The organism is Delftia sp. WSY_16, from assembly GCF_043104415.1.
GTDB classification, from domain to species: Bacteria; Pseudomonadota; Gammaproteobacteria; order Burkholderiales; family Burkholderiaceae_C; genus Comamonas; species Comamonas tsuruhatensis.
Window position 1 is genome coordinate 333,653 of sequence record NZ_JBICKS010000030.1, and the last position, 23,533, is coordinate 357,185.

Annotated in this window: 22 protein-coding genes; 5 read left to right on the plus strand and 17 right to left on the minus strand. The window is 67.9% G+C overall.

Annotation, left to right across the window (positions count from 1 at the left end; genetic code table 11):
• Window positions 1-58 precede the first annotated feature (58 nt).
• Both ACF8O7_RS16910 and ACF8O7_RS16915 read right to left on the minus strand, forming a co-directional pair.
• Entirely contained in the window at window positions 59-844 is a 786-nt protein-coding gene (locus ACF8O7_RS16910; protein ID WP_047474059.1) for an enoyl-CoA hydratase/isomerase family protein, read from the minus strand.
• 34 nt (window positions 845-878) lie between these two features.
• A complete protein-coding gene (locus ACF8O7_RS16915) occupies window positions 879-2,486 on the minus strand; it encodes a carboxyl transferase domain-containing protein (protein WP_016450032.1) in 1,608 nt (535 codons plus the stop codon).
• 92 nt (window positions 2,487-2,578) lie between these two features.
• Between ACF8O7_RS16915 and ACF8O7_RS16920 the strand changes: the two genes are divergently transcribed.
• Complete coding sequence (locus ACF8O7_RS16920) at window positions 2,579-4,312, plus strand: Na+/H+ antiporter (protein WP_126312711.1); 1,734 nt, start codon at window positions 2,579-2,581, stop codon at window positions 4,310-4,312.
• Between the two features lie 44 nt (window positions 4,313-4,356).
• Here the strand turns inward: ACF8O7_RS16920 and ACF8O7_RS16925 are convergent, their stop codons facing one another.
• A complete protein-coding gene (locus ACF8O7_RS16925) occupies window positions 4,357-6,075 on the minus strand; it encodes an AMP-binding protein (RefSeq protein ID WP_392443883.1) in 1,719 nt (572 codons plus the stop codon).
• Between the two features lie 136 nt (window positions 6,076-6,211).
• On the opposite strand from ACF8O7_RS16925, the gene ACF8O7_RS16930 reads away from it, so the two are divergent.
• Both ACF8O7_RS16930 and ACF8O7_RS16935 read left to right on the plus strand, forming a co-directional pair.
• Window positions 6,212-7,288 carry an AraC family transcriptional regulator gene (locus tag ACF8O7_RS16930; RefSeq protein ID WP_016450029.1) on the plus strand — a complete coding sequence of 359 codons (1,077 nt, stop codon included), beginning with the start codon at window positions 6,212-6,214 and terminating at the stop codon, window positions 7,286-7,288.
• Between the two features lie 75 nt (window positions 7,289-7,363).
• Window positions 7,364-8,029, plus strand: coding sequence for a glutathione S-transferase family protein (locus tag ACF8O7_RS16935; protein ID WP_016452790.1), 666 nt, complete (start codon window positions 7,364-7,366; stop codon window positions 8,027-8,029).
• A 19-nt stretch (window positions 8,030-8,048) separates the two neighbouring features.
• On the opposite strand, the gene ACF8O7_RS16940 is transcribed toward ACF8O7_RS16935, so the two are convergent.
• Complete coding sequence (locus ACF8O7_RS16940) at window positions 8,049-8,741, minus strand: HAD family phosphatase (protein ID WP_016450027.1); 693 nt, start codon at window positions 8,739-8,741, stop codon at window positions 8,049-8,051.
• Window positions 8,742-8,840: 99 nt separating this feature from the next.
• Window positions 8,841-9,890 (minus strand): hypothetical protein, encoded by a 1,050-nt coding sequence (locus ACF8O7_RS16945; protein ID WP_016452792.1) that lies wholly within the window; start codon window positions 9,888-9,890, stop codon window positions 8,841-8,843.
• A gap of 187 nt (window positions 9,891-10,077) precedes the next feature.
• Between ACF8O7_RS16945 and ACF8O7_RS16950 the strand changes: the two genes are divergently transcribed.
• A complete protein-coding gene (locus ACF8O7_RS16950; RefSeq protein WP_047327949.1) occupies window positions 10,078-10,815 on the plus strand; it encodes a response regulator transcription factor in 738 nt (245 codons plus the stop codon).
• On the opposite strand, the gene ACF8O7_RS16955 is transcribed toward ACF8O7_RS16950, so the two are convergent.
• Both ACF8O7_RS16955 and ACF8O7_RS16960 read right to left on the minus strand, forming a co-directional pair.
• Window positions 10,785-12,680, minus strand: a complete 1,896-nt coding sequence (locus ACF8O7_RS16955) for a hybrid sensor histidine kinase/response regulator (protein WP_392443886.1) — start codon at window positions 12,678-12,680, stop codon at window positions 10,785-10,787. The two genes, ACF8O7_RS16950 and ACF8O7_RS16955, sit on opposite strands and share 31 nt — an antisense overlap.
• The gene (locus tag ACF8O7_RS16960) at window positions 12,664-13,077 is read right to left on the minus strand and encodes a YchJ family protein (protein ID WP_043790439.1); all 414 of its coding nucleotides are present in this window, start codon (window positions 13,075-13,077) and stop codon (window positions 12,664-12,666) included. Before ACF8O7_RS16960 ends, ACF8O7_RS16955 begins: the two co-directional genes overlap by 17 nt.
• Window positions 13,078-13,243: 166 nt before the next feature.
• Between ACF8O7_RS16960 and ACF8O7_RS16965 the strand changes: the two genes are divergently transcribed.
• Complete coding sequence (locus ACF8O7_RS16965) at window positions 13,244-13,741, plus strand: DUF421 domain-containing protein (protein ID WP_016450022.1); 498 nt, start codon at window positions 13,244-13,246, stop codon at window positions 13,739-13,741.
• 2 nt (window positions 13,742-13,743) lie between these two features.
• Here ACF8O7_RS16965 and ACF8O7_RS16970 read toward each other — a convergent pair whose 3' ends face one another.
• From ACF8O7_RS16970 to ACF8O7_RS17015, 10 genes are all read right to left on the minus strand, one after another.
• A complete protein-coding gene (locus tag ACF8O7_RS16970) occupies window positions 13,744-14,535 on the minus strand; it encodes an alpha/beta fold hydrolase (protein WP_016450021.1) in 792 nt (263 codons plus the stop codon).
• A gap of 141 nt (window positions 14,536-14,676) precedes the next feature.
• Window positions 14,677-15,807, minus strand: a complete 1,131-nt coding sequence (locus ACF8O7_RS16975) for an acyl-CoA dehydrogenase family protein (protein WP_126312718.1) — start codon at window positions 15,805-15,807, stop codon at window positions 14,677-14,679.
• 48 nt (window positions 15,808-15,855) lie between these two features.
• Window positions 15,856-16,518 (minus strand): SDR family oxidoreductase, encoded by a 663-nt coding sequence (locus tag ACF8O7_RS16980; RefSeq protein ID WP_016450019.1) that lies wholly within the window; start codon window positions 16,516-16,518, stop codon window positions 15,856-15,858.
• Window positions 16,519-16,546: 28 nt separating this feature from the next.
• Window positions 16,547-17,170, minus strand: coding sequence for a pyridoxamine 5'-phosphate oxidase family protein (locus tag ACF8O7_RS16985; protein WP_016450018.1), 624 nt, complete (start codon window positions 17,168-17,170; stop codon window positions 16,547-16,549).
• A 180-nt stretch (window positions 17,171-17,350) separates the two neighbouring features.
• The gene (locus ACF8O7_RS16990) at window positions 17,351-18,538 is read right to left on the minus strand and encodes an acetyl-CoA C-acyltransferase (RefSeq protein ID WP_016450017.1); all 1,188 of its coding nucleotides are present in this window, start codon (window positions 18,536-18,538) and stop codon (window positions 17,351-17,353) included.
• 44 nt (window positions 18,539-18,582) lie between these two features.
• Complete coding sequence (gene aceK / locus ACF8O7_RS16995) at window positions 18,583-20,370, minus strand: bifunctional isocitrate dehydrogenase kinase/phosphatase (protein WP_392443888.1); 1,788 nt, start codon at window positions 20,368-20,370, stop codon at window positions 18,583-18,585.
• A gap of 33 nt (window positions 20,371-20,403) precedes the next feature.
• Window positions 20,404-21,066, minus strand: a complete 663-nt coding sequence (gene can / locus ACF8O7_RS17000; RefSeq protein WP_016450015.1) for a carbonate dehydratase — start codon at window positions 21,064-21,066, stop codon at window positions 20,404-20,406.
• Window positions 21,067-21,122: 56 nt separating this feature from the next.
• The gene (locus ACF8O7_RS17005) at window positions 21,123-22,310 is read right to left on the minus strand and encodes an isovaleryl-CoA dehydrogenase (RefSeq protein WP_013800381.1); all 1,188 of its coding nucleotides are present in this window, start codon (window positions 22,308-22,310) and stop codon (window positions 21,123-21,125) included.
• Window positions 22,311-22,353: 43 nt separating this feature from the next.
• Window positions 22,354-22,812: a PaaI family thioesterase gene (locus ACF8O7_RS17010; RefSeq protein ID WP_016452801.1), complete on the minus strand. Its 459-nt coding sequence runs from the start codon at window positions 22,810-22,812 to the stop codon at window positions 22,354-22,356.
• A gap of 36 nt (window positions 22,813-22,848) precedes the next feature.
• Window positions 22,849-23,250 (minus strand): MerR family DNA-binding transcriptional regulator, encoded by a 402-nt coding sequence (locus tag ACF8O7_RS17015; RefSeq protein ID WP_013800379.1) that lies wholly within the window; start codon window positions 23,248-23,250, stop codon window positions 22,849-22,851.
• Window positions 23,251-23,533: the final 283 nt, after the last annotated feature.

Below are 23,533 nucleotides of genomic sequence, written 5' to 3' on the forward strand. Positions count from 1 at the left end.
CTCGGCGTTGGCTCGGCGTTGCTCGGTGGTGGCGCGATGAATGGGCAGCCTGCGCGTGTCAGGCCAGCCAGGCCGGCTTGCGCTTTTGGAGGAAGGCCTGCACGCCCTCCTTGCCCTCGGCGCTGGCCCGGATGTCGGCGATGCCTTCGACGGTGGCGGCGATCAGCTGCTCGTTGATCTCGCGCTCGGCCACGTCGATCACCAGGCGCTTGCAGGCGCGGGCGGCGGCGGGACCGGCGCTGACCAGGTGCTTGAGCAGGCCGTCCACGGCGTTGTCCAGCTCGTCGGCCGCCACGACGCGGTGCACGAAGCCGATGCGCAGCGCCTCGGCCGCGTCGAAGCGCTCACCGGTCAGGAAGTAGCGGTGGGCGGCGCGCGCGCCCATGGCGCGGATCACGTAGGGGCTGATGGTGGCGGGGATGAGGCCGATCTTCACTTCGGACAGGCAAAAGCCCGCGCCCTCGGCGGCCACGGCCATGTCGCAGGCCGCGACCAGGCCCATGCCGCCCGCATAGACATCGCCCTGCACGCGCGCGATGGTGGGTTGCGGGCATTCGTAGATCACGCGCAGCATCTCGGCCAGCAGGCCGGCGTCCTCGCGGTTCTCGTCGCGCGAGTAGTCGGCCATGCGGCGCATCCAGTTGAGGTTGGCGCCCGCGCAAAAGGCCGGCCCCTCGGCGGCCAGCACCACGGCGCGCACGTCGCTGCGCTTGCCCACGGCGTGGAAGGCGTGGGTGATGTCGGCAATGACCTCGTCGCTGAAGGCATTGCGCACTTCGGGCTGGGTCAGCGTGATGGTGGCCAGGGGGCCCTGGAATTCGAGGGTCAGTGCGGTGGTTTTCATGAAGTACCTCGCTGCAAGGAAAGGGAAGCCGCCGTCACATGCGGAACACGCCGAAGCGCGTGTCCGCTATGGGCGCGTTGCGCGTGGCCGCCAGGCCCAGCGCCAGCACGCGGCGCGTGTCGGCGGGGTCGATGACGCCATCGTCCCACAGGCGCGCCGTCGCGTAATAGGGGTGGCCCTGATCCTCGTACTGCTGGCGGATGGGGGCCTTGAAAGCCTCTTCCTCCTCGGCCGTCCACTGGCCGCCCTTGGCCTCGATGCCGTCGCGCTTGACGGTGGCCAGCACGCTGGCCGCCTGCTCGCCGCCCATGACCGAGATGCGCGCGTTGGGCCACATCCACAGGAAGCGCGGCGAGTAGGCGCGGCCGCACATGCCGTAGTTGCCCGCGCCGAAGGAGCCGCCGATGATGATGGTGAACTTCGGCACGGCCGCCGTGGCCACGGCCGTGACCAGCTTGGCGCCGTGGCGGGCAATGCCTTCGTTCTCGTACTTGCGGCCCACCATGAAACCCGTGATGTTCTGCAGGAAGACCAGCGGGATCTTGCGCTGGCAGCACAGCTCGATGAAGTGCGCGCCCTTGACGGCCGATTCGCTGAACAGGATGCCGTTGTTGGCGATGATGCCCACCTGCATGCCCTCGATGCGCGCAAAGCCGCAGACCAGGGTGGCGCCGAAGCGGGCCTTGAACTCGTCGAAGCGGCTGCCGTCCACCACGCGGGCGATGATCTCGCGCACGTCGAAGGGCTTGCGCGTGTCCACGGGGATCACGCCGTACAGCTCGCCGCCGTCGAACAGCGGCGCCTCGGGCGGCAGGTCGCCAGCCGAAGGCTGCTTGGCATGGTTGAGGTTGGCCACGGCCTGGCGCGCCAGCGCCAGCGCGTGGGTGTCGTTGTGGGCCAGGTGGTCGGCCACGCCCGACAGGCGCGTGTGCACGTCGCCGCCGCCCAGGTCCTCGGCGCTGACCACCTCGCCCGTGGCGGCCTTCACCAGCGGCGGGCCGCCCAGGAAGATGGTGCCCTGGTTCTTGACGATGATGGACTCGTCGCTCATGGCCGGCACATAGGCGCCGCCGGCCGTGCACGAGCCCATGACCACGGCGATCTGGGCAATGCCCTCGGCGCTCATGTTGGCCTGGTTGAAGAAGATGCGGCCGAAGTGCTCGCGGTCGGGGAACACATCGTCCTGGTTGGGCAGGTTGGCGCCGCCCGAGTCCACCAGGTAGATGCAGGGCAGGCGGTTCTGCGCGGCGATCTCCTGGGCGCGCAGGTGCTTCTTCACCGTCATCGGGTAGTAGGTGCCGCCCTTCACCGTGGCGTCGTTGCACACGATCATGCAGTCCACGCCGCTGACGCGGCCGATGCCGGCGATCAGGCCCGCGCCGGGTGCATCGTTGCGGTACATGTTGAGCGCGGCCAGCGGCGCGATCTCCAGGAAGGGCGTGCCCGGGTCCAGCAGCATGGCCACGCGGTCGCGCGGCAGCAGCTTGCCACGCGCCACGTGCTTGGCGCGCGCGGCCTCGCCGCCGCCCTCGGCGACCTTGGCCACCTGGGCCTGCAGGTCCTCGACCACGGCGCGCATGGCCGCGGCATTGGCCAGGAAGTCCGCCGAACGCGGATTGAGTTGGGTGCCCAGAATGCTCATGTGTGGCCTCTTCTTGTGTTTGCCCGATGCGGGCGCTTGGTTTTTCCGAATGTCCTGCAAAGAACGGCGGTCCGGCCTGGGGAAAATGCCGTATGCACACCGTTGAAATCGTCTTGCTCGTCCTGCTGCTGGGAGCGTTGACGGGCATTGCCGCGCGCTACGTGCGCGCCATCCCGCTGCCGCTGATCCAGATCACCCTGGGAGCGCTGATGGCCTGGCCGCAAAAGGGCCTGCACATCGCCTTCGATCCCGAGCTGTTCCTGCTGCTGTTCATCCCGCCGCTGCTGTTCGCCGACGGCTGGCGCATCCCCAAGCGCGAGTTCTTTGCGCTGTACCGCCCCATCCTGCGCCTGGCGCTGGGCCTGGTGCTGTTCACGGTGGTGGGGCTGGGCTGGCTGATCCACTGGCTGGTGCCCGGCATGCCGCTGACCGTGGCCTTTGCGCTGGCCGCCGTGGTCTCGCCCACCGATGCCGTGGCCGTCTCGGCCATCACGCGCAACCTGGGCATGCCCGAGAAGACCATGCACATCCTCGAGGGCGAGTCCCTGCTCAACGACGCCTCGGGCCTGGTGGCGCTGAAATTCGCCATCGCGGCCACGCTGACCGGCCTGTTCTCGTGGACCGAGGTGGCCAAGGATTTCATGTGGATGGCCCTGGGCGGCCTGGGCGTGGGCACGCTGATCGGCTGGGGCTTTTCCTATGCGCGCAGCACCATCACGCGCCGCCTGGGCGACGTGGCGGCCACGCAGATGGTGCTGCTGCTGATCCTGCTGCCCTTCGCCGCCTACATCGTGGGCGAGAAGATCGGCGTGTCGGGCATCCTGTCGGCCGTGGCCGCGGGCATTGCCACCAACTTCGCCGACCTGGAGCGCAGCAGCTACATCAGCGAGCGGCTGCAGACCGAGGGCACCTGGAGCATGGTGGAAGCCTCGTTCAACGGCGCCATCTTCCTGCTGCTGGGCCTGCAGCTGCCCTCCATCATCGGCGTGACGCTGCACGATGCGGGCAGCGAATGGTGGGTGCTGGTGGGCTATGTGGTGATCATCTCCAGCGCGCTGCTGCTGATGCGCTGGATCTGGCTGACCCTGGGCGTGCAGCGCAGCCTGGCTCGCGCCCACTTCCAGGGAAAGATGGCAGAGCGCCCGTCGCACCTGCTGAACCTGGCCACCACCATGGCCGGCATACGCGGCGCCGTGACGCTGGCCGGCGCGCTGTCCGTGCCCATGCTGCTGAACAACGGACAGCCCTTCCCCGGCCGCGAGATGCTGGTCTTCCTGGCCACGGGCACCATCTTGTTCACCCTGGTGCTGGGCAGCATCGCCCTGCCGCTGATCCTGCGCCGCATGCCCCAGCCCGGCGAATCGCCCACGGTGCGCGAGGAGCGCCTGGCGCGCGTGGCCGCCTGCCAGTCCGCCATTGGCGGGCTGACGCTGAGCGAGGAAGAGATCCAGGGCCACACGCCCGAATGGGTGGCCATGCACCAGGAGGTCATGGGCCACCTGACGCAGGAGTACCGCAACCGCGTCCAGCTGCTGGACGACGGCAGCGGCACGGCCTCCAGCATCGAGATCCAGCGCGAGGCGCCCGAAGTCGTGCGCCAGCGCAAGCTGCGCTACCTGCTGGAGATCGAGCTGCGCCTGCGCTGCATCCACCAGGAGCGCGACGCGCTCTACGCCGAGCGCCAGGCCCACCGCATCAACGACGAGTCTCTGCGCCGCCTGGTCAGCGAGCTGGACATGCAGGAGGTCTCGCTGCGCAAGCGCCTGGTCGTGGCGCGCCGCGCTGCCGCCTCGGCCATGGCCGCGCCCGAGGGCGGCACGCCCTAGGCGGCACGCGGTGGACAGCTGGCGGCAGCGCATGAAAGCAGCCCTCAGGCGGTCCTGGCCGGGCGCAGATCCAGCATGGCGATCATCTCGTCGCGGATCTTGAATTTCTGGATCTTGCCGGTCACCGTCATCGGGAAGGCCTCGACGAAGCGGATGTAGCGCGGCACCTTGTAGTGGGCGATCTGGCCCTTGCAGAAGTCGCGCACACCGTCTTCGGTCAGCGTCTGGCCGGGCTTGACGATGATCCAGGCGCACAGCTCCTCGCCATAGCGCACGTCGGGCACGCCGACCACCTGCACGTCCTGCACCTGGGGATGGCGGTAGAGGAATTCCTCGATCTCGCGCGGGTAGATGTTCTCGCCGCCGCGGATCACCATGTCCTTGATGCGGCCGACGATGTTCACGTAGCCCTGCTCGTCCATGGTGGCCAGGTCGCCGGTGTGCATCCAGGCCTCGTCGTCGATGGCCTCGCGCGTGCGGGCCTCGTCCCCCCAGTAGCCATGCATGACCGAGTAGCCGCGCGTGCACAGCTCGCCCGAGACGCCGGGCGCCACGACCTCGCCCGTGGCCGGGTCGACGATCTTCACCTCCAGGTGCGGCTGCACCTTGCCCACGGTGGACACGCGGCGCTGAAGCGGCGTGTCGGCATCGCTCTGGCAGCTGACGGGGCTGGTCTCGGTCATGCCGTAGGCGATGGTGATCTCGGACAGATGCATGTCGCTGACCACGCGCTTCATCACCTCGATGGGGCAGGGCGAGCCGGCCATGATGCCGGTGCGCAGCGTGCTCAGGTCGAACTCCTTGAAGCGCGGGTGGTCCAGCTCGGCGATGAACATCGTGGGCACGCCGTGCAGGCCCGTGCAGCGCTCGGCCTGCACGGTCTCCAGCACCAGCAGCGGATCGAATCCGTCATTCGGGTAGACGATGGCCGAGCCATGCGTGAAGCAGGCCAGGTTGCCCAGCACCATGCCGAAGCAGTGGTACAGCGGCACGGGAATGCACAGCCGGTCCTCGGGCGTCAGCCGCATGCACTCGCCGATGAAAAAGCCGTTGTTCAGGATGTTGCGGTGGGTCAGCGTGGCGCCCTTGGGAAAGCCCGTGGTGCCGCTGGTGAACTGGATGTTGATGGGGTCGGTGTTCTTGAGCGTGGCGGCCACGGCGTCGATGCGCGCATCCTGCGCATCACCGCGCGCCAGCAGGCTGGAAAAGCGCAGCATGCCGGGCTGCTCTTCGCCCTGCCCTGCCACGTCGATCCAGACCACGCTGCGCAACTGGGGCAGGCGCGCGCAATGCAGGCGGCCGGGCTCGGCTGTGGCCAGCTCGGGGGCCAGTTCGCGCAGCATGCCCAGGTAGTCGCTGGTCTTGAACTGCGCCATGGTCACCAGGGCCTTGCAGCCGACCTTGTTGAGCGCGTACTCCACCTCGGAGGTGCGGTAGGCCGGGTTGATGTTGACCAGCACCAGGCCGACCTGGGCCGTGGCCAGCTGCATCAGCACCCATTCGGCGTTGTTGTGCGACCAGATGCCGACGCGGTCGCCCTTGTCCAGCCCCAGGCCCAGCAGCGCGCTGGCCAGGCGGCGCGCCTCGGCGTGCAGGCCGGCATAGCTGTAGCGCAGGCCCTGGTGGCGGCTGACCAGGGCCTCGCGATCGGGCTGGCGGGCCGCCATGTCGGCAAAGAAATCGCCGATGGTCTGCTCGATCAGCGGCACATCGGTGCGGCCTTGGGCATGGCTGGAAGCGAGCGGGGCGTTCTGGGCGGGCATGCGTTGTCTCCTGTGTCGTCGGCGGCGCCTGGGACGGGCAAATGCAGTGGCCTGCCCCGTCACGGCAGCTATTGCGTGGCAGCATAAGGGCCAACCCCGAGCAGAACAGGCCACGAAGGTTGCAATAATTGCCAGCATGTTCACCCCCTCGCTGGTCAAGACCCCCCTGCCCCAGGCGGCCGCCACCATGGCCTCCGCACACCCTGCAGTCACGCCCATGGCCTTTGTGCAGGCCATTATGCTGGCCTACGAACGCCGGGGCATCAGCGCCCTGTCCGCCCTGGAGAAGGCACAAATCGCGCCAGACTCCGTCAAAGAGCGCAACGAGTGCATCACGGCGCTGCAGATGGAGGCACTGTCCGATGCCGCCATGCGCGAACTCGACGACGAGGCCCTGGGCTGGTTCTCCCGGCGCCTGCCCTGGGGCAGCTACGGCATGCTGGCACGCGCCAGCATGGGCAGCGAGCAGCTGGGCCTGGCACTGGCGCGCTGGTGCCGCCACCATGGCCTGCTGGCCGACGACATCCGCCTCACGCTGACGCAGGAAGACGGCTTGGCCACGCTGGCCATCGAGGAGCTGTCCACGCTGGGCGCCATGCGCGAGTTCTGCCTGCTGTCGGTGCTGCGCAATATCCACGGCCTGGCCAGCTGGTTCATCGATGAGCCGCTGCCGCTGCGGCGTGCCTGCTTTCCCTTCGATCCCCCGCCGCATGCGGGCGTGTATGCGCTGCTGTTCCCGCCGGGCGAGGTGGAGTTTGGCGCGGCCCGGGCCTGCCTCCAGTTCGACGCGCGTTTTCTGGATATGCCGCTGACGCGCGACGAGCCCGCGCTGCAGCGCATGCTGCAGCGCGCCCTGCCGCTGCAGGTGCGCCCCTACCGGCGCGAGCGCCAGCTGGTGCAGCGCGTGCGCCAGCTGCTGGCGGCCGACGCCGAATGCCTGCAGACGGCCGACACGCTGGCGCGCCAGCTGCACCTGTCCCAGCGCAGCCTGCATCGCCAGCTCAAGGAAGAAGGCGCCTCGCTGCAGGCGCTCAAGGACGAGGTGCGGCGCGAGCGGGCCGTGGCCCTGCTGCTGCGCACCAGCCGGCCCATCAAGCGCATCGCCCAGTCCTGCGGGTTTCTCAACGACAAGAGCTTCATCCGCGCCTTCCGGCTGTGGACGGGGCTGTCACCCTCCGAATTCCGCAAGAGCGCACGAGCCCGGCCCGAGTGAGGGCCGCGCGCATCCTGGCGCGATTTGCATCCTGCGCGACTGCCGCCGTCCGCGCATCTGGCCTAGGCTTTGCGCATGCACCATCTCCACCATTGCGTCAGCGCGCGCTCCTTCCGCGCGCTGTGGATGCTCGAAGAACTGCAGCTTCCCTACACGCTGCACATGCTGCCGTTTCCGCCGCGCGTGCTGCAGCGCAGCTACCTGGAACTCAACCCGCTGGGCACGGTGCCGCTGCTACGCCACGGCGAGGCCAGGCTGACCGAGTCAGCCGCCATCTGCGAATACCTGGCCGCCCTGCACCCCGGGGCGGGCCTGTCCGTGCAGCCGCAGGAGGCAGACTTCGCCGCCTACCTCAACTGGCTGCACATGAGCGATGCCACGCTGACCTTCCCGCAGACCCTGGTGCTGCGCTACACCCACTTCGAGCCAGCCGAACGGCGCCAGCCCCAGGTGGCCCAGGACTACCAGCGCTGGTTCCTCGCGCGGCTGCGCGCCGTGGAGCAGGCCGTGGAGCAGCGCCACTGGCTCGCGGCAGACCGCTTCACCGCTGCCGACGTGGCCGTGGGCTATGCGCTGATGCTGTCGGCGCACCTGGAGATGGAGCCGCAATGGGGGCCTGCCACACAGGCCTACTGGCAGCGCCTGCAGCAGCGGCCCGCCTTCCAGCGGGCACTGCAGGCGGAGCAGCAGGCCGCGCGTGCGCAGGCCGTGGACGAGACGCCTTCGCCGCAGCTGCGCTAGGGCCGGCTCAGGCTCAGGCTCAAGCGCTGGCGCTGGCCTGCCCGATGGCGCGCAGCATGGCCGGCAGCTCGCCCATGTCGCCGAATACGCAGCTGGCGCCGGCCTCGAGCAGTTGCTCGGCCGATGCGTGGCCCTGGTCGGCCGGGAAGTAGCCCCAGACCGTGGCGCCTGCGGCCACGCCGGCGGTGACGCCGGTCACCGTGTCCTCGATGACCAGGCAGCGCGCCGGCTCCACGCCCAGGGCAGCGGCGGCTGCCAGGTACACATCGGGAAAGGGCTTGCTGCGCGGCAGCTCATGGCCGCTGAAGACGCGGCCCTCGAAATACGGGGCCATGCCGACCTGGGCCAGCTGCATCTCCACCTTGGCGCGGTCCGCGCCCGAGGCGCAGGCGATGCGGCCAGCGCACAGCGCATGGGATTGGCTGACGGCGGACAGCGCGCCGTCAATGGCCACCAGCTCGGCGCGCAGCGCGGCGTTGCGGCGCTCGTAGAAGGCGGCCATCCATGCGTCGGTCAGCGGCTTGCCGGTGCGCGCCTCGATCAGCGCGGCCTGGCTGCGCACGGTCTTGCCGATGAATTCGCGCAGGCATTCCTCGGTGCTGATGGGCCAGCCCGATTCATTGAGCATGGTGCACAGCACGCGGTTGGTGATGGATTCACTGTCGACGAGCACGCCGTCACAGTCGAAGAGCACGGCCTCGAAAGCAGTCATGGATGGATTCTCGAAACAAACTGAGCAAGGGCGCCCTGGGGCGCCCTTGCTGCGGAAAATGGCCGGATTATGCGCCGGCCGCGCATGCCTGTGCCCTGCTCAGGGGAAGGAGGCACCGGCCAGCGGATGCACCATGCGGCGGACGTTGCGCACCGAGATGGAATGGAACCGGCCATCGTCGGTGACCACGTCGCCGAAGGCGAAGAAGCCTTCGGCCGCATTGCGGTTGAACTGCTCCAGGCGCTGCGCGAGGCTGGCGCTTTGGGACACCGGTTCGACGCGGTACTCGATGGCGCCCTGCTGGTCGCCGCTCTTTTCGTACAGCTGCACGCCTTCGGTATTGCCCCGCAGCACCAGGGCGCCGCGCAGCAGGTGGCCCTTGGCCCCCATCTCGTCCAGGCGCTGCTTCAGCGCCGTGCCGTTGGCCATGCCGAAGGGCGCGGCCAATGCGAACACCGCGTACTCGAAGGCCGGCGCCTTGGAGTCCTTGACGTAGAGGTTGAACATCTCGTTGCCCGAGATCAGCGGGCCCATGTAGCGGAAACCCCGGCCGCTCATCTCGGCCAGTTGCTGCGTGAAGCCGGACGTGTCCAGCGCACCCACGGCGGGGCGCGTCTCGTAGCTGTAGGTGGCGGCGGCGCTGCTGCTGCGCACATAGAGGTTGCGCAGGTCCTGCGTGCTGCTGGGGAACGCCATGCCCGACTTGTACAGGTAGCCTTGCGCACCCTGTGCGTTGAGCTGGGCCACCAGGGCCGAGACGCCCGCCACGTCCGGCACCATGCGGTAGTCCAGGCGCGTGCCGGTGTGGGCCGTGTCGGTGACGTAGAAGTCACCGATGGGAACGGGGAAGGCGGTACCGCCCGAGGCCAGGCTGTAGGTGAAGGCATAGCCCTGCGCCCCCAGCGCGTTCATGGCGGACAGGGCCGCGTCGAAGTTCTCCGCACCGGTCTCCATGCGGTACTGGCCGGTCACCGGCGTGGGCGTGCCGCCGGGGTTGCCGGGCGTACCGGGGTTGCCAGGATTTCCGCCATTGCCGGGATCTCCGCCGCCCGGTTCTCCCAATCCACCACCACCGCCGCCGCCACAGGCGGCCAGGGTTCCCAGAAGCATCAATGCCGCGCTGCGGCGCGTGAGCTGTACCATCTTCATGACTATCTCCCCTTCTCGTTGAATACATGCCCGTTCCATGCGGAATCTCAGGGCATCGGCGGCGATTTTGGGGAGTTGGCCGACATCCGGTCACCCCCCGGCCGGGGGGTAATCGTTACGATGTGCGCAAGGTGTATCCGGGCGCGCCCTGGCGCTCCAGCCCTTTCGACATGCCTTCGCGCGGACCATGCACAGCCATTCCCTCCTGACCGATTCCTCCTGTCTCCAATCGGGGCGCTATGCCCTGGTGATCGACGACCACCCGCTGACGGCCATGGGCGTGTCCGAGTTCCTGAAACAATTCGGCCTGTCCGAAGTCCATGCCGTGGCCGATGCGGGCGAAGGCCTGCAGTGCATGGCCGGCAGGGGATCGCCGCATCTGGCCATCGTGGATTTCTGGCTGGGTGCCAGCGCAGGCACGGACGTGGTGCGCGAAATCCGCACGCTGGCGCCCGCCTGCCGCGTGCTCATGACCAGCGGCGACACGCATGGCGCGATTGCCCTGAAGGCACGCGCGGCGGGGGCCCATGGCTTTGTGCTCAAGTCGCAGCCGCCGCAGGTGCTGCAGCAGGCCGTGGCGGCCCTGCTGCGCGGCGAGACCTGGTTCCCCGCCGCCCCGCTGGCGCCGCAGCCGCCGGGCGGCGCCCATGCCATCCGCATGACGGCGGCCGAGCTGGGCCTCACCCCGCGCCAGGCCCAGGTGCTGGAGCTGGTGCTGCGCGGCCTGCCCAATCCCAGCATTGCCCGGTTGCTGCACCTGTCGCCCCACACGGTCAAGGAGCATGTGGCAGGCGCCCTGCAGCGCCTGGGCGTGCACAGCCGCATCGACGCCATCACGCGCATGCAGGGCATTGCGCTGGAGCTGCCGCCCTCCGTACCGCCGACCGATACGGTTCAGGCGCCGGCCACGGCCAGCCTGCGCTGAAGCAGGGCCCGCAGCGCCAGCGGATCCACGGGCTTGCGCAGCAGCAGATAGCCCAGTTCCTGCGCCTGCTGCTCCAGCGCAGCGGAAGGGTCGCCGCTGAGCAGGGCACCGGCCGCCTGCGGCGATTGCGCCAGCACGTTCTGCAGCAGCGCAAAGCCGTTCTCGCCCTGGGCCAGCTGGTGGTCGCACAGCACGAAATCGGGATGCTGCCCCGCCGCCAGCCAGGCCTGCGCCTCGCGGCCCGCAGCCGCCACGTCCACGGTCAGCCCCCAGCCGCGCAGCAGGCCGGCCAGGGCCTGTGCCACCTGCACATCGTCATCGACCACCCAGCACCGGCCCTGCAGCAGGGGGCGGCCTGGCGGATTCGCGGCAGCCTCGGCCCCTGCCCCTGCCCCTGCCCCTGCCTCTGCCCCTGCCTGCGCCTGCGCGTGCCCCAGAGGCAGGTCCGCTTGCACGCTCAGGCTGGGCGACAGCTGCAGCCAAAAGCACGAACCCCGTCCCGGCGTGGACAGCAGACCATGCTCCACGCCCATGCGGCGCGCCGCTGCGGCCACCACGGCCAGGCCCAGGCCCTGGCTGCTCACGCCGGGCAGGTGCTCGGCCGCAGGCTGGGCCGCGCGCCGGGCCGCCTGGCCGGAACGCGCGCGAAAGTGCGGTGCGAAGACATGGGGCCGGTCTTCGGCCGCAATGCCCAGGCCGGTATCCCAGACCTCGATGCGCCAGCCCCCGCCGTGCACGCGGGCGGCCAGCAGCACGCCGCCGCGCTGGGTGTAGCGCAGGGCGTTGTGCAGCAGGTTGAACACCATCTGGCGCAGCAGGGCCTCGTCGGCACGCACCAGGCTATCCATGCCGCGCGCCACGCGCCAGCGCAGCACCAGCCCGCGCTGCCGCGCCTCGGCCGCGAACAGGCGCGTGGCATCGCCCAGCAGAATGCGCAGGTCCATCACCTGGGCGCGCAGCTCCCAGGTGCCGTTCTCCAGCCGCGACAGGTCCAGCAGGTCGTTGCACATGGTGCCCAGCGACTGGGCACAGGCCTGGGCATCGTCAAGCACGCCCGCCAGCGCGCCGTCGGCATTGCGCTGGCGGGCGGTCTCCACCAGCAGGCCCAGGGCATGCAGGGGCTGGCGCAGGTCATGGCTGGCAGCCGACAGGAAGCGGCTCTTGGCCTCCAGCGCCTGTTCGGCCTGCTCCTTGGCCGCCAGGTAGCGCTCGGCCAACAGCTGGCGGTCACGCTCCTGCGCCCATTGCTGCTGCATGAGCTGGCGCGCCCCCCAGGCATGGCGCGCGATGGTGGCGCCATACAGCATGAGCAGAGGCAGCAGGTACAGGCCCCTGTTCGGGAAGTACCAGACCACGGCCAGCAGCATGGCGCCGTACAGCACGCCGAAGAAGCGCTTGAACACGGCAGCCGCCGGCGCCAGGAAGGTGGCGGCCGAGGCCACGACGCCGCACAGCACTAGGTAGATGAAAAGCCGGAATTCATGGCCGCTGCCATGGGTCAGCGGTATGGCCAGCGCCCAGGAACCGGCGTTGAGCAAGGCCATGCGGCCCATCACGCGCTCCCAGCGCTGCAGCCGCGTTGGCAACTCGGCCGAGGGCACGGCAGCGCCCAGGTCCCGACGCAACTGGCGCCGCAAACCAACGAAGACGCAGGCCATGAGCGCCATGCCCAGCCACCACAGCAGCAGCGGCGCCTGGAAGGCACCCGTTTCGTGCCGCTGCAGCCAGACCACGATGCCGGGGATGATGAGGGCCGCCGCCTCGGACGAGCCCCGCGATGCGATGGACAGCAGCAGCCGCTGGCGCTGCTGCAGCTTCCACAGCGGCTCCGCAGGGCCGCCGTCGTGTTCAGAACTGGTCGCCATCCACGTAGAACCAGCGCCCGCCTTCGCGCACGAAGCGGCTGCGCTCATGCAGGCGCACGGCGCGGCCCGCCACGCGGTAGCGCGCGACGAATTCCACCTCGGCGCGGTCCTCGCCGGTGCTTCGGAAGTCCCTGACCGCCAGCCCCAGCCAGCGCGCCGAGGGCTCGAAGTCCAGCGTGGCGGGCCGCTGGCTGGCGTGCCAGGTGGCCAGCAGGTAGGCGGCGTCCTCACGCACGAAGGCGCTGTAGCGCGAGCGCATCAAGGCCTGGGCATCGGGCGCAGGGCAGTCGTCGAAATGGTCCAGGTAGCGGCCGCAGCAAGCATCGAAGGCCAGGGACCGGCCCTTGGCATCGTGCTGGCCACAGGGACAGGCCGGGGAGGTGGCGGCCGCGCTCATAGCGGCTGGCCCTGCGGAACTCGCGAAACTTGCGGAACCTGGGAGAGGACGGCGGGGGAGCAGGAGTGCATGTCAGTCACGGCCGCCTTGCTGCGACCGGGTTCTTGATGGAGGACAGGCGGGCCATGATACTGACCGCGGGCCCTCGGGCCTGTAAGGAGAGCCCATGTTTTCAATGTCGGTCCCGTGGTGGGAGTTCGTGGTGCGCGGCGTGGCCGTCTACCTGTTCTTGCTGGTGTTCCTTCGGCTGACGGGGCGGCGCCAGACGGGGCAGTACGCGCCCTTTGACCTGGTGCTGCTGCTCATCCTGTCGAATGCCGTTCAGAACTCCATGAATGCCGGGGACAACTCGCTGATCGGCGGCATGATCTCGGCCTCCACGCTGATCCTGTGCCATCTGCTGCTGTCCTGGCTGACTTTCCGTTTTCCCGCGCTGGAGCGGCTCATCGACGGCAAGGCCCAGGCCCTGATCACGGACGGCCACCTGAACAAGGATCTGATGCGCGAGGAACGCATCACGCGCGACGATATCGAGGCCGCGCTGCGTGCGGGCGGCTGCCTGCACCTCAGAGAGGTGGAGCGCGCCACGCTGGAGACCGACGGCAGCATCACCGTCGTCCTGCGCCGCCGCGACAGCGAGAACGACGGCGATCCACCGGTCTGAGCCTAGTCGAGCTGCTCCAGGAAGCGCTCGATGGCCAGGTTCACGGGCTGCGGATGCGTGAGGTTGGCCGCATGGCCGGCCCCCGGCACCTCCACCCACTGCGCCCTGGGCAAGGCCTTGGCCATGGCGCGTGCACGGTCGAGCGTGATGGCGATGTCGTCCGTGCCATGGATGACCAGTGCCGGTACATGGATGTCGGGCAGTCGCGGGCTGATGTCATCGCGCTGGGCCAGCGCCAGAAAGCTCTGCCCCAGGTTGATGGGCGTGGCCTTCTTCCATTTGGCGCGCCAGGCGGCCGCGCCGCTCCAGCCCTGGCCCAGGATGGTGCGCTCCACCGTGGCCGCCATGTCGTCGCTGAGGCCATGCTCCATCCAGGCGCGCAGCAACGCCTCGTGGTGGGGCATCTGCTCGGGGTCTTCCAGCATGGCCTGGGTGTCGATCAGCACCAGCGCACGCACGACCTCGGGATGGATGAGCGCACAGCGCAGCGACAGATAGCCGCCCTGCGACATGCCCACCAGCACCGCGCGCTCCACGCCCAGGTGCGCCAGCAGGGCGGCCAGGTCGTCGGCCGAGTCGTAGTAGTCGAAGGGAGCGCAATGCGCGGGGTCCGCCGTCTGGCCATGGCCACGCTCGTCCCAGATGATGCAGCGATAGCGATCCTGCAGCGCCTGGACCTGGGGAGCGAACATGGTGTGGTCCATGAGCAGTCCATGCGAAAACACCAGGACCGGGCCGCGCCCGCCCGTGTCCTCGTAGTAAAGGTTCTGGCCGTTGACGGAAGCAATGGGCATGTCGGGATCTCCTGCGAAGGTGGTCACAAACCTGCCGGAGTCCGGTGCCCGCCTCTCCCGGGCGCCGTCCCGGCGACGCTCCATGCTAAGCGCTGCGGGTGACGGGGCCATCCGGCCCGACCCGCAGCATAGTGAGGGGCCTCAGGCCAGGGCGCGCTGGATGAGAATTTTCTGCACGTCGCTCGTTCCCTCGTAGATCTGGCACACGCGCACGTCGCGGTAGATGCGCTCGACGGGAAAATCGTTGACCACGCCATAGCCGCCCAGGGTCTGGATGGCTGCGCTGCACACGCGCTCGGCCATTTCGCTGGCGAACAGCTTGGCCATGGCCGCTTCCTTCAGGCAGGGCAGGCCGGCATCGCGCAGGCTGGCCGCATGCCAGATCAGCTGGCGCGCGGCCTCGATCTGCGTGGCGCAGTCGGCCAGGCGAAAGCCCACGGCCTGGTGGTTGAAGATGGGCTGGCCGAAGCTCTCGCGCTCCTTGGAGTACTGCAGCGCGCAATCGAAGGCCGCACGCGCCATGCCCACGCTTTGCGCGGCAATGCCGATGCGCCCGCCCTCCAGCGCCGACAGCGCAATCTTGTAGCCCTCGCCCTCGGCACCGATGAGGTTGGCGGCGGGGATGCGGCAGCCCTCGAACTGGATCTGGGCCGTGTCCGAGCTGTGCTGGCCCAGCTTGTCCTCCAGCCGCAGCACCTGGTAGCCGGGCGCGGAGGTGGGCACGATGAAGGCGCTCATGCCGCGCTTGCCGGCCGCCTTGTCGGTGACGGCGATGACGATGGCCACGTCGCCGTTCTTGCCGCTGGTGATGAACTGCTTGACGCCGTTGATCACGTAGTCGTTGCCGTCGCGGGTGGCCGTGGTGCGCAGCGCCGAGGCGTCCGAGCCCACATGCGGCTCCGTCAGGCAGAAGGCGCCCAGCATCTCGCCGCGCGCCAGCGGCGCCAGCCATTGCTGCTTTTGCGCCTCGCTGCCGTAGCGCATGAGGATGGCGTTGACGGGGCAGTTGGTGACGCTGATCACCGTGCTGGTGCCGCCGTCGCCGGTTGCGATTTCCTCCAGCACCAGGGCCAGGCTCAGGTAGTCAAGGCCGGCGCCGCCGTATTCCTCGGGCACGCAGATGCCGTAGGCACCCAGCGCCGCCAGGCCCTGGTGCACGTTCTTGGGAAAGTGGTGCTCCTTGTCCCAGCGTGCGGCATGGGGCGTGATTTCGGTGCGCACGAAGTCGCGCACCGCGTCACGGATCATTTCCTGGTCTGCGTTGAGCAGCATGTCTTGTCTCCTGATTCCTTGTTTCGTTGTTCGTTGTCCCGGCCGCAGCTACCAGGCGATGCGCTGCCCGTCGTGGCGCAGCATGCGGCCCCGATCAGCCGGCGTGACGCCGGCCAGGGTGCGGACCAGACCCTGCACGCTTTGCTCCACGGTGAAGGTGGCGGACTCGCCGCCCATGTCGGTCTGCACCCAGCCCGGGTCCAGCGCGACCACGGTGGCGCCGGGCCATTGCGGCTGGGCGCTGGCCACGACCATGTTGAGAGCGGCCTTGCTGACGCGGTAGAGCCAGGCGTCGGATTCGGCGCCGGCCAGCAGCGACATCTCGCTGGAGAACAGGCCGAACACGCCGCCCGCCGCCTCGACCATCGGCGCCACCTGGGGCAGCACCTGCATGGCGCCCAGCACATTGGTGTGCATGACGCGGTCGAACTGCTCGCGCGTGGGCGGCGTGGCCGAGCTGTGGGCATCCCACACTCCGGCCACGTACAGCGCCAGCTCGATCTTCTCGCCATCGAGCTGCCAGGCCAGGCCGCTGACGCTGGCCGGATCGGCCACATCCACCAGCAGCACCTTGGCGCCCGTGGCTTCGACGCGCTCGCGATCGGCCTCGCTGCGCACCGTGGCGACCACGCTGCGGCCCTGGGCCGTATAGGCCTCTACCAAGGCAAAACCGAGCCCGCGCGAGGCTCCCAACACCAGAGTGACTGCCATGTCTTTCGACCTTTCAAATGGAATACGGTCAGCGGCCCTGCTCGCCCGCGATCTGTTTTTCGTAGCGCTCGACCATGGCCTCCTGCGTCTCGGTGGGCGCAGGCAGGCCGATCTGCTGGTGGACCATCTGGTTCACAGACGGCATGACGTTGCGCGGCACCTGGGACTCGGGCTTCCAGAGCCGGGCGCGCATGAGGGCCTTGGCGCAGTGCAGATAGGCCTCCTGCACCTGGATCTCCAGAACGATCTTGGGCCGGAAGCCTTCGTTGGCGAACAGCGCCGTGTAGTGGGCCTCGTCACGCAGCCTGGCCACGCCGTTGACGCGCAGCGTCTCGTCGAAGCCCGGCACCATGAACAGCAGGCCGATGCGCGGATCGGCGATCAGGTTGCTGAAGCTGTCCAGGCGGTTGTTGCCGCCCGAGTCGGGGATCAGCAGCGTCTGGTTGTCGGGCGCCTTGATGAAGCCCGGCTTTCCGCCGCGCGGCGAGGCATCCATCAGCGAGCCCGCTGCGCCCCCCGTGGCCACGATGCACAGCGGCGACAGCGCAATGAAGCGCAGGCAATGCCGGTCCAGGTCCACCTGCTGCTTGAGCAAGGCCCTTTCGGCCGGCATGGCATACAGGCTGCGCAACTGTTCTTCGCTGGTGATCATGGTCGAGAGGTCAAAGTAATAGCGGATCGGCCGATCCAAGTCTAGCTCTCTGGACGTCTGTGGCGCTGCCCATAAAACTGGCGCAATGCAAATCAGAGACACCGAGGAAGGGCCTACGCCGGCCGCGCCGCCCCGCACCGAGGGTGTCGTCCCCCTTTCAGGGGGAGGGCGCGCAGCGCCTCAGGGGGTGACCATTTCTATCGCCATGGCTGTTCCTTCGCCGCCGCCTATGCACAGCGTGGCCAGGCCGCGCTTGCCGCCACGCGCCTGCAGGGCGTGCAGCAGCGTGACCAGGATGCGCGCACCGCTGGCGCCGATGGGGTGGCCCAGCGCGCAGGCGCCGCCGTTGACGTTGACCTTGTCGCGCGGCACGCCCAGTTCGGCCATCAGGGCCATGGGCACGACGGCAAAGGCTTCGTTGACTTCCCACAGGTCCACATCCGCCGCCGTCCAGCCGGCCTTCTTGAGGGCCTTCTGCGTGGCGCCCACGGGGGCCGTGGTGAACCATTCGGGCTCCTGGGCATGCGTGGCATGGGCGACGATGCGCGCCAGCGGCTTGCAGCCCAGCTCCTTGGCCGTGGACTCGCGCATCAGCACCAGGGCGGCGGCGCCGTCGTTGATGCTGGAGCTCGATGCCGCCGTGATCGTGCCGTCCTTCTTGAAGGCGGGCTTGAGGCTGGCGATCTTGTCCAGCTTGGCCTTGGCCGGGCCTTCGTCGATGCTGACCGTGACATCGCCCTTGCGCGTGGAGACGGTGACGGGCGTGATCTCGGCCGCGAAGGCGCCGCTTTCCGTGGCGGCCTGGGCGCGCTTGACGCTTTCGATGGCGTAGGCGTCCTGCTGCTCGCGCGTGAAGTGGTATTTGGCGGCGCAGTCCTCGCCAAAGGTGCCCATGGAGCGGCCCGGCTCGTAGGCGTCCTCCAGACCGTCGAGCATCATGTGGTCATAGACCTTGTCGTGGCCCATGCGGTAGCCGCCACGGCCCTTCTTGAGCAGGTAGGGCGCATTGGTCATGCTCTCCATGCCGCCGGAGACCACCACATCGCGGCTGCCCGCCACCAGCTGGTCATGGGCCAGGATGGTGGCCTCCATGCCGGCGCCGCACATCTTGGACAGGGTCACGGCGCCCGTGCTGCGCGGCAGGCCGCCCTTGAAGCCTGCCTGGCGCGCAGGCGCCTGTCCCTGGCCCGCCATCAGGCAGTTGCCGAACAGCACTTCGTCCACCTTCTCCGGCGCCACGCCGGCACGCTGCACGGCGGCCTTGATGGCGGCGCCGCCCAGATCGTGGGCCGCGAGATCGGCGAAGTCGCCCTGGAATGCGCCCATGGGGGTGCGGGCTGCGCCGACGATGACGATGGGGTCTTGCATGCTTATCTCCTGGATGTGGTGATGGTGAGGGGAAAACAAACGGGTCAGGCCAGCCAGCGGCTGCGCTCGTAGGGATAGACGTCGTGCACGTGGCCTTCGCGGATGCGCTGCTGGTGCCCCTGCCAGAAGGCGGGATCGAGCAGGTCGGCATGGTGGCGCATGAAAACTTCGCGCACGGCCGGATTGCCCAGCAAAAAGGGCGAGAAGGTTTCCGGGAACACATCGCGCGGGCCCACGGGATACCAGACCTCGCCGCTGAGCTCGTCTTCCTCGTTGCGCGGCGCAGGCACCTGGCGGAAATGGCAGTCGGTCAGGTATTCGATCTCGTCGTAGTCGTAGAACACCACCTTGCCGCCGCGCGTGATGCCGAAGTTCTTCCACAGCATGTCGCCCGGGAAGATGTTGGCGGCCACCAGGTCCTTGATGGCATTTCCGTATTCGATCACGGCGCTCTCCAGCCGCTGCCGCGGTCCCGGCAGGTCCAGCCCGTCATCGAAGCACTCCTGCAGCAGCAGGTTCAGCGGCACCATGCGCCGCTCTATGTAGAGGTGGGAGATGATGACCTCCTGCCGGCCATCGCCGTCGCGGTCGCTGATCTCGACCTGGCTGGGCGCGTGCTCCAGGATCTCGGCGATCAGCGCCTCCGAGAAGCGCTCGCGCGGGAAGGCCACCAGGCTGTACTCCAGCGTGTCGGCCATGCGCCCCACGCGGTCGTGCTGCTTGACCAGGCGGTACTTGGCCTTGACCTGCTCGCGGGTGATCTCCTTGGGCGCGGCGAACCGGTCCTTGATGAGCTTGAACACATAGGGAAAGCTGGGCAGGTCGAACACCAGCATGACCATGCCCTTGATGCCGGGCGCGATGCGGAACTGGTCGCGCGAATGGCGCAGGTGGTGCAGGAAGTCGCGGTAGAACAGCGTCTTGCCCTGCTTGGCCAGGCCCAGGGCGTTGTACAGCTCGGCGCGCGGCTTGCGCGGCATGAGGCTGCGCAGGAACTGCACGTAAGCGCTGGGCACGTCGGTATCGACCATGAAGTAGGCACGCGCAAAGCTGAAGAGGCCGTGCAGGTCCTTCTCGCCGAACAGGGCCGCATGCAGCACCAGCCGGCCGTTGTCCCCATGCAGGATGGGCACGGCCCAGGACAGCTCGGCAAAGCCGTTGATGATCTTGCCGACGATGTAGGCGCCCTTGTTGCGGAAAAACAGGCTGGACAGCACCTGGATCTGGAAGTTGGCGTACAGGCGCATGGCCTGCAGCTGGGGCTCCAGGCGCTCGGCCAGGCGGGCGATGTCGCGCTCCAGGTCTTCAAAGGGGCGCTGCAGCGCGAACTGCTCCACGACTTCGCGCAGCGTCTGCGACAGTGTCTCGCGCGTGGGATAGAAGGCCAGGTAGGCCGGGCGTGCGGCCGGCTCCTGGTTCTCTATGTATTCCGTACTGACGGCCGGCCGCACGAAGATGAAGTCGTTGTGGAAGTGCGTACGGTGCAGGATCTTGGTGGTGACCGAGTTGAAGAAGGTCTCGGCCAGCTCCGGCTGCAGGTGGTTGACCATGAGCCCGATGTAGTGGCGCTTGATCTGCTGCCAGACCGGCATGGGCTGGGCGCCGGCCGAAAACTCCTTTTCAAGCCGGCGCACGCATTCGCGCACGCGCAGGTCGTAGAACTCGATGCGCTCGCGCTGCGCGCGCTGCTGGCCCAGCCAGTCGGCCGTCTCGAAGCGGTGCTTGGCGCGGGCCGATTCGGCGCGGAACAGGCGGTAATGGCGGTTGAAGCCATCCATCATCGCCCGCGCGATGTCATGGGCAAGCAGGGTGTCCTGGGCAGGCATCGGCATGAAGTCTCCCGGGGTCCCGCCTGCCATGGCCGCTCAGTCGCGCTGGCGGCTGGCGACCAGCTCGACAGCCTCGGCATGGATGTTGGCGATGCCGCCGACACCGGGCACGGTCATCTGCAGATTGGTGATCAGGCCGTCCTTCAGGCCATAGCACCAGCCGTGCAGCGTGACCTTCTGGCCGCGCGCCCAGGCATCCTGCATCACCGTGCTCTGCGCCACATTGATCACTTGCTCGATGGCATTGAGCTCGCACAGCGCGTCATGGCGCCATTGCGGCGACAGGCTGGCCAGCAGCGCCTGGTGCTTGTCGCGCACGTCCTTCACGTGGCGGATCCAGTTGTCGGCCAGGCCCACGCGCACATCCTCCAGTGCCGCCAGCACGCCGCCGCAGCCATAGTGGCCGACGACCATCAGGTGCTCGACCTTGAGCTGGTCCACCGCGTACTGGATGGTGGACAGGCAGTTCAGGTCGCTGGGCACGACCACGTTGGCCACGTTGCGGTGCACGAACACCTCGCCGGGCTCCAGGCCCGTGATCTGGTTCGCGGGCACGCGGCTGTCGGAACAGCCGATCCACATGTAGCGGGGTTTTTGCTGCGCCATCAGCCCAGTGAAGAAACCGGGCCGGTCACGCTCCACCTGCTGGGCCCATTCGCGGTTGTGGACAAACAGCTCTTCGATGGAGGTTGTGCTCATAAACAATCCTTTTGTTGGGGTCAAACTCAAGAACGGCGCAGCAGGCAGGCGAAAGATCAGCAGGTCTCTGCGAACAGCTCGCGGCCGATCAGCATGCGACGGATCTCGCTGGTGCCGGCGCCGATCTCATAGAGTTTCGCATCCCGCCAGAGGCGACCCAGTGGGTATTCGTTGATATACCCATTACCCCCATAGATTTGAACGCCTTCGCCGGCCATCCATGTCGCCTTCTCGGCGCACCACAGGATGACGCTGGCGCAATCCTTGCGAACTTGGCGAACATGCTCGGTTCCCAGCAGATCGAGGTTTTTGGCGACCGTATAGGCAAAGGAGCGGCCCGCTTGCAGCACGGTGTACATGTCCGCCACCTTGCCCTGGATGAGCTGGAACTCGCCGATGCTCTGGCCGAACTGCTTGCGGTCATGGATGTAGGGCACTACGTTGTCCATCACCGACTGCATGATGCCCAGCGGCCCGCCCGTCAGCACGGCGCGCTCATAGTCCAGGCCGCTCATCAGCACCTTGGCGCCGTTGTTCAAGCCGCCCAGCACGTTCTCGGCCGGCACCTCGACGTTCTCGAACACCAGCTCGCCCGTGTGGCTGCCACGCATGCCCAGCTTGTCCAGCTTCTGGGCAATGGAAAAGCCCTTCATGCCCTTCTCGATCAGGAAGGCAGTCACGCCGCGGGCGTTCAGCTCGGGCTCGGTCTTGGCGTAGACCACCAGGGTGTCGGCATCGGGACCATTGGTGATCCACATCTTGGTGCCGTTGAGCAGGAAGTAGCCGCCCTTGTCCTCGGCCTTGAGCTTCATGCTGATCACGTCCGAGCCGGCGCCGGGCTCGCTCATGGCCAGCGCGCCCACATGCTCGCCGCTGATCAGCTTGGGCAGGTACTTGGCCTTTTGCGCTTCATTGCCGTTGCGGTTGATCTGGTTCACGCAGAGATTGCTGTGCGCGCCGTAGGACAGGCCCACCGATGCGCTGGCACGCGAGATTTCCTCCATCGCCACCATGTGGGCCAGGTAGCCCATGTCGGCACCGCCGTACTGCTCGGACACGGTGATGCCCAGCACGCCCAGGTCGCCGAACTTGCGCCACAGGTCCATGGGGAACTGGTCGTCGCGGTCGATCTCGCCGGCGCGCGGTGCAATCTCGGCCTGTGCGAACTCGCGCACGGCATCGCGCAGCGCGTCGATGTCCTCGCCCAGTTGGAAGTTCAGGCCCGGCAGGTTGGAAAGGCTCATCTCATGTCTCCTGTGGAAATTGGGGGAAAGAACGCCGCCCGGCTCAATCGGCCAGATCGCGGCCCTGCACGCACATCAGCGTGCAGCCCATGGTGGCAATCAGTTTCTCGCGGCCTTCGTCGATGGCGTAGGCGCGCCCTTCGGTCACGGTGATGGTGCGGCCCGGCTTGAGCACACGGCCTTCCATGCGAAAGCGCTGGCCCTTGGCAGGGGCCAGCAAGTTGATCTTGAATTCAATGGTGAGCACGGCAGCATCGGCCGGCATCAGGGTCAGCCCTGCGTAGCCGCAGGCGGAATCCAGCGCCGTGGAAACCATGCCGGCATGCAAAAAGCCATGCTGCTGCGTCAGTCCGGGCGCCCAGTCCAGGCAGACATCGACGGCACCGGGCTCCAGCAAGGACAGCTCGGCGCCCAGGGTGTGCATCGCGCCCTGGCGTGCAAAACTGTCTTGCACACGGCGGGCAAAGTCGCTGTTGGCAGGTTCCAGGCGGGGCACGGTCAAGGCAAGCCTCACAAATTACGTTTACGTAAACGTCAATTATGAAGCATTTTTCCCATCCAGGTGTTTCAACAAAGTGCGGGCCTCGGATTCCTGCTCTCGCACCTCGGCCAGGTTGGCCTGCAGATCGGCCAGGCGGTCTTCGAGCTGGCGACGGTGCACAGCCAGCACCTCCAGGAATTTGCGCAGTTGCACGCCCGTGTCACGGGGGCTGTCGTAGAGATCGATGATCTCCTTGGCTTCGTTCAGAGACAGTCCCAGCCGCTTGGCCCGCAAGGTCAGGCGAAGACGTGTGCGATCACGCGCGCTGTAGACGCGATTGCGCCCGCCAGGCCCGGCACGCTCGGGCTCAAGCAGGCCCATGTCCTCATAGAAGCGGATGGCCCGGGTCGTGAGATCGAACTCCTTGGCAAGATCGCTGATGGTGTAGGTGGTCGACATGGCTGGAGAGTCCGCCGGCATCCACAGCCGGCGGCCATGGGAATGCGACGTTGACGTTAACGTCAATGCTAGCGGAATTGTCCGCAGGAAACTGCGCCGGATGTTGCATCCGGGTGCGGCGAAGAAGCCCGGCAGGAATAAAAAGAGAGCGCGTCAGCGCTCTCTTTTTTGGGTTGTCCGTTTTCGGGTGTTCCGTTGAGCTGTCCGTTTTGGCTGTTCTGCCTGTTTCCCCGTTTCCTGCACCCCAATGCAAAAAACCCCGTAGCTTTGGGCTACGGGGTTT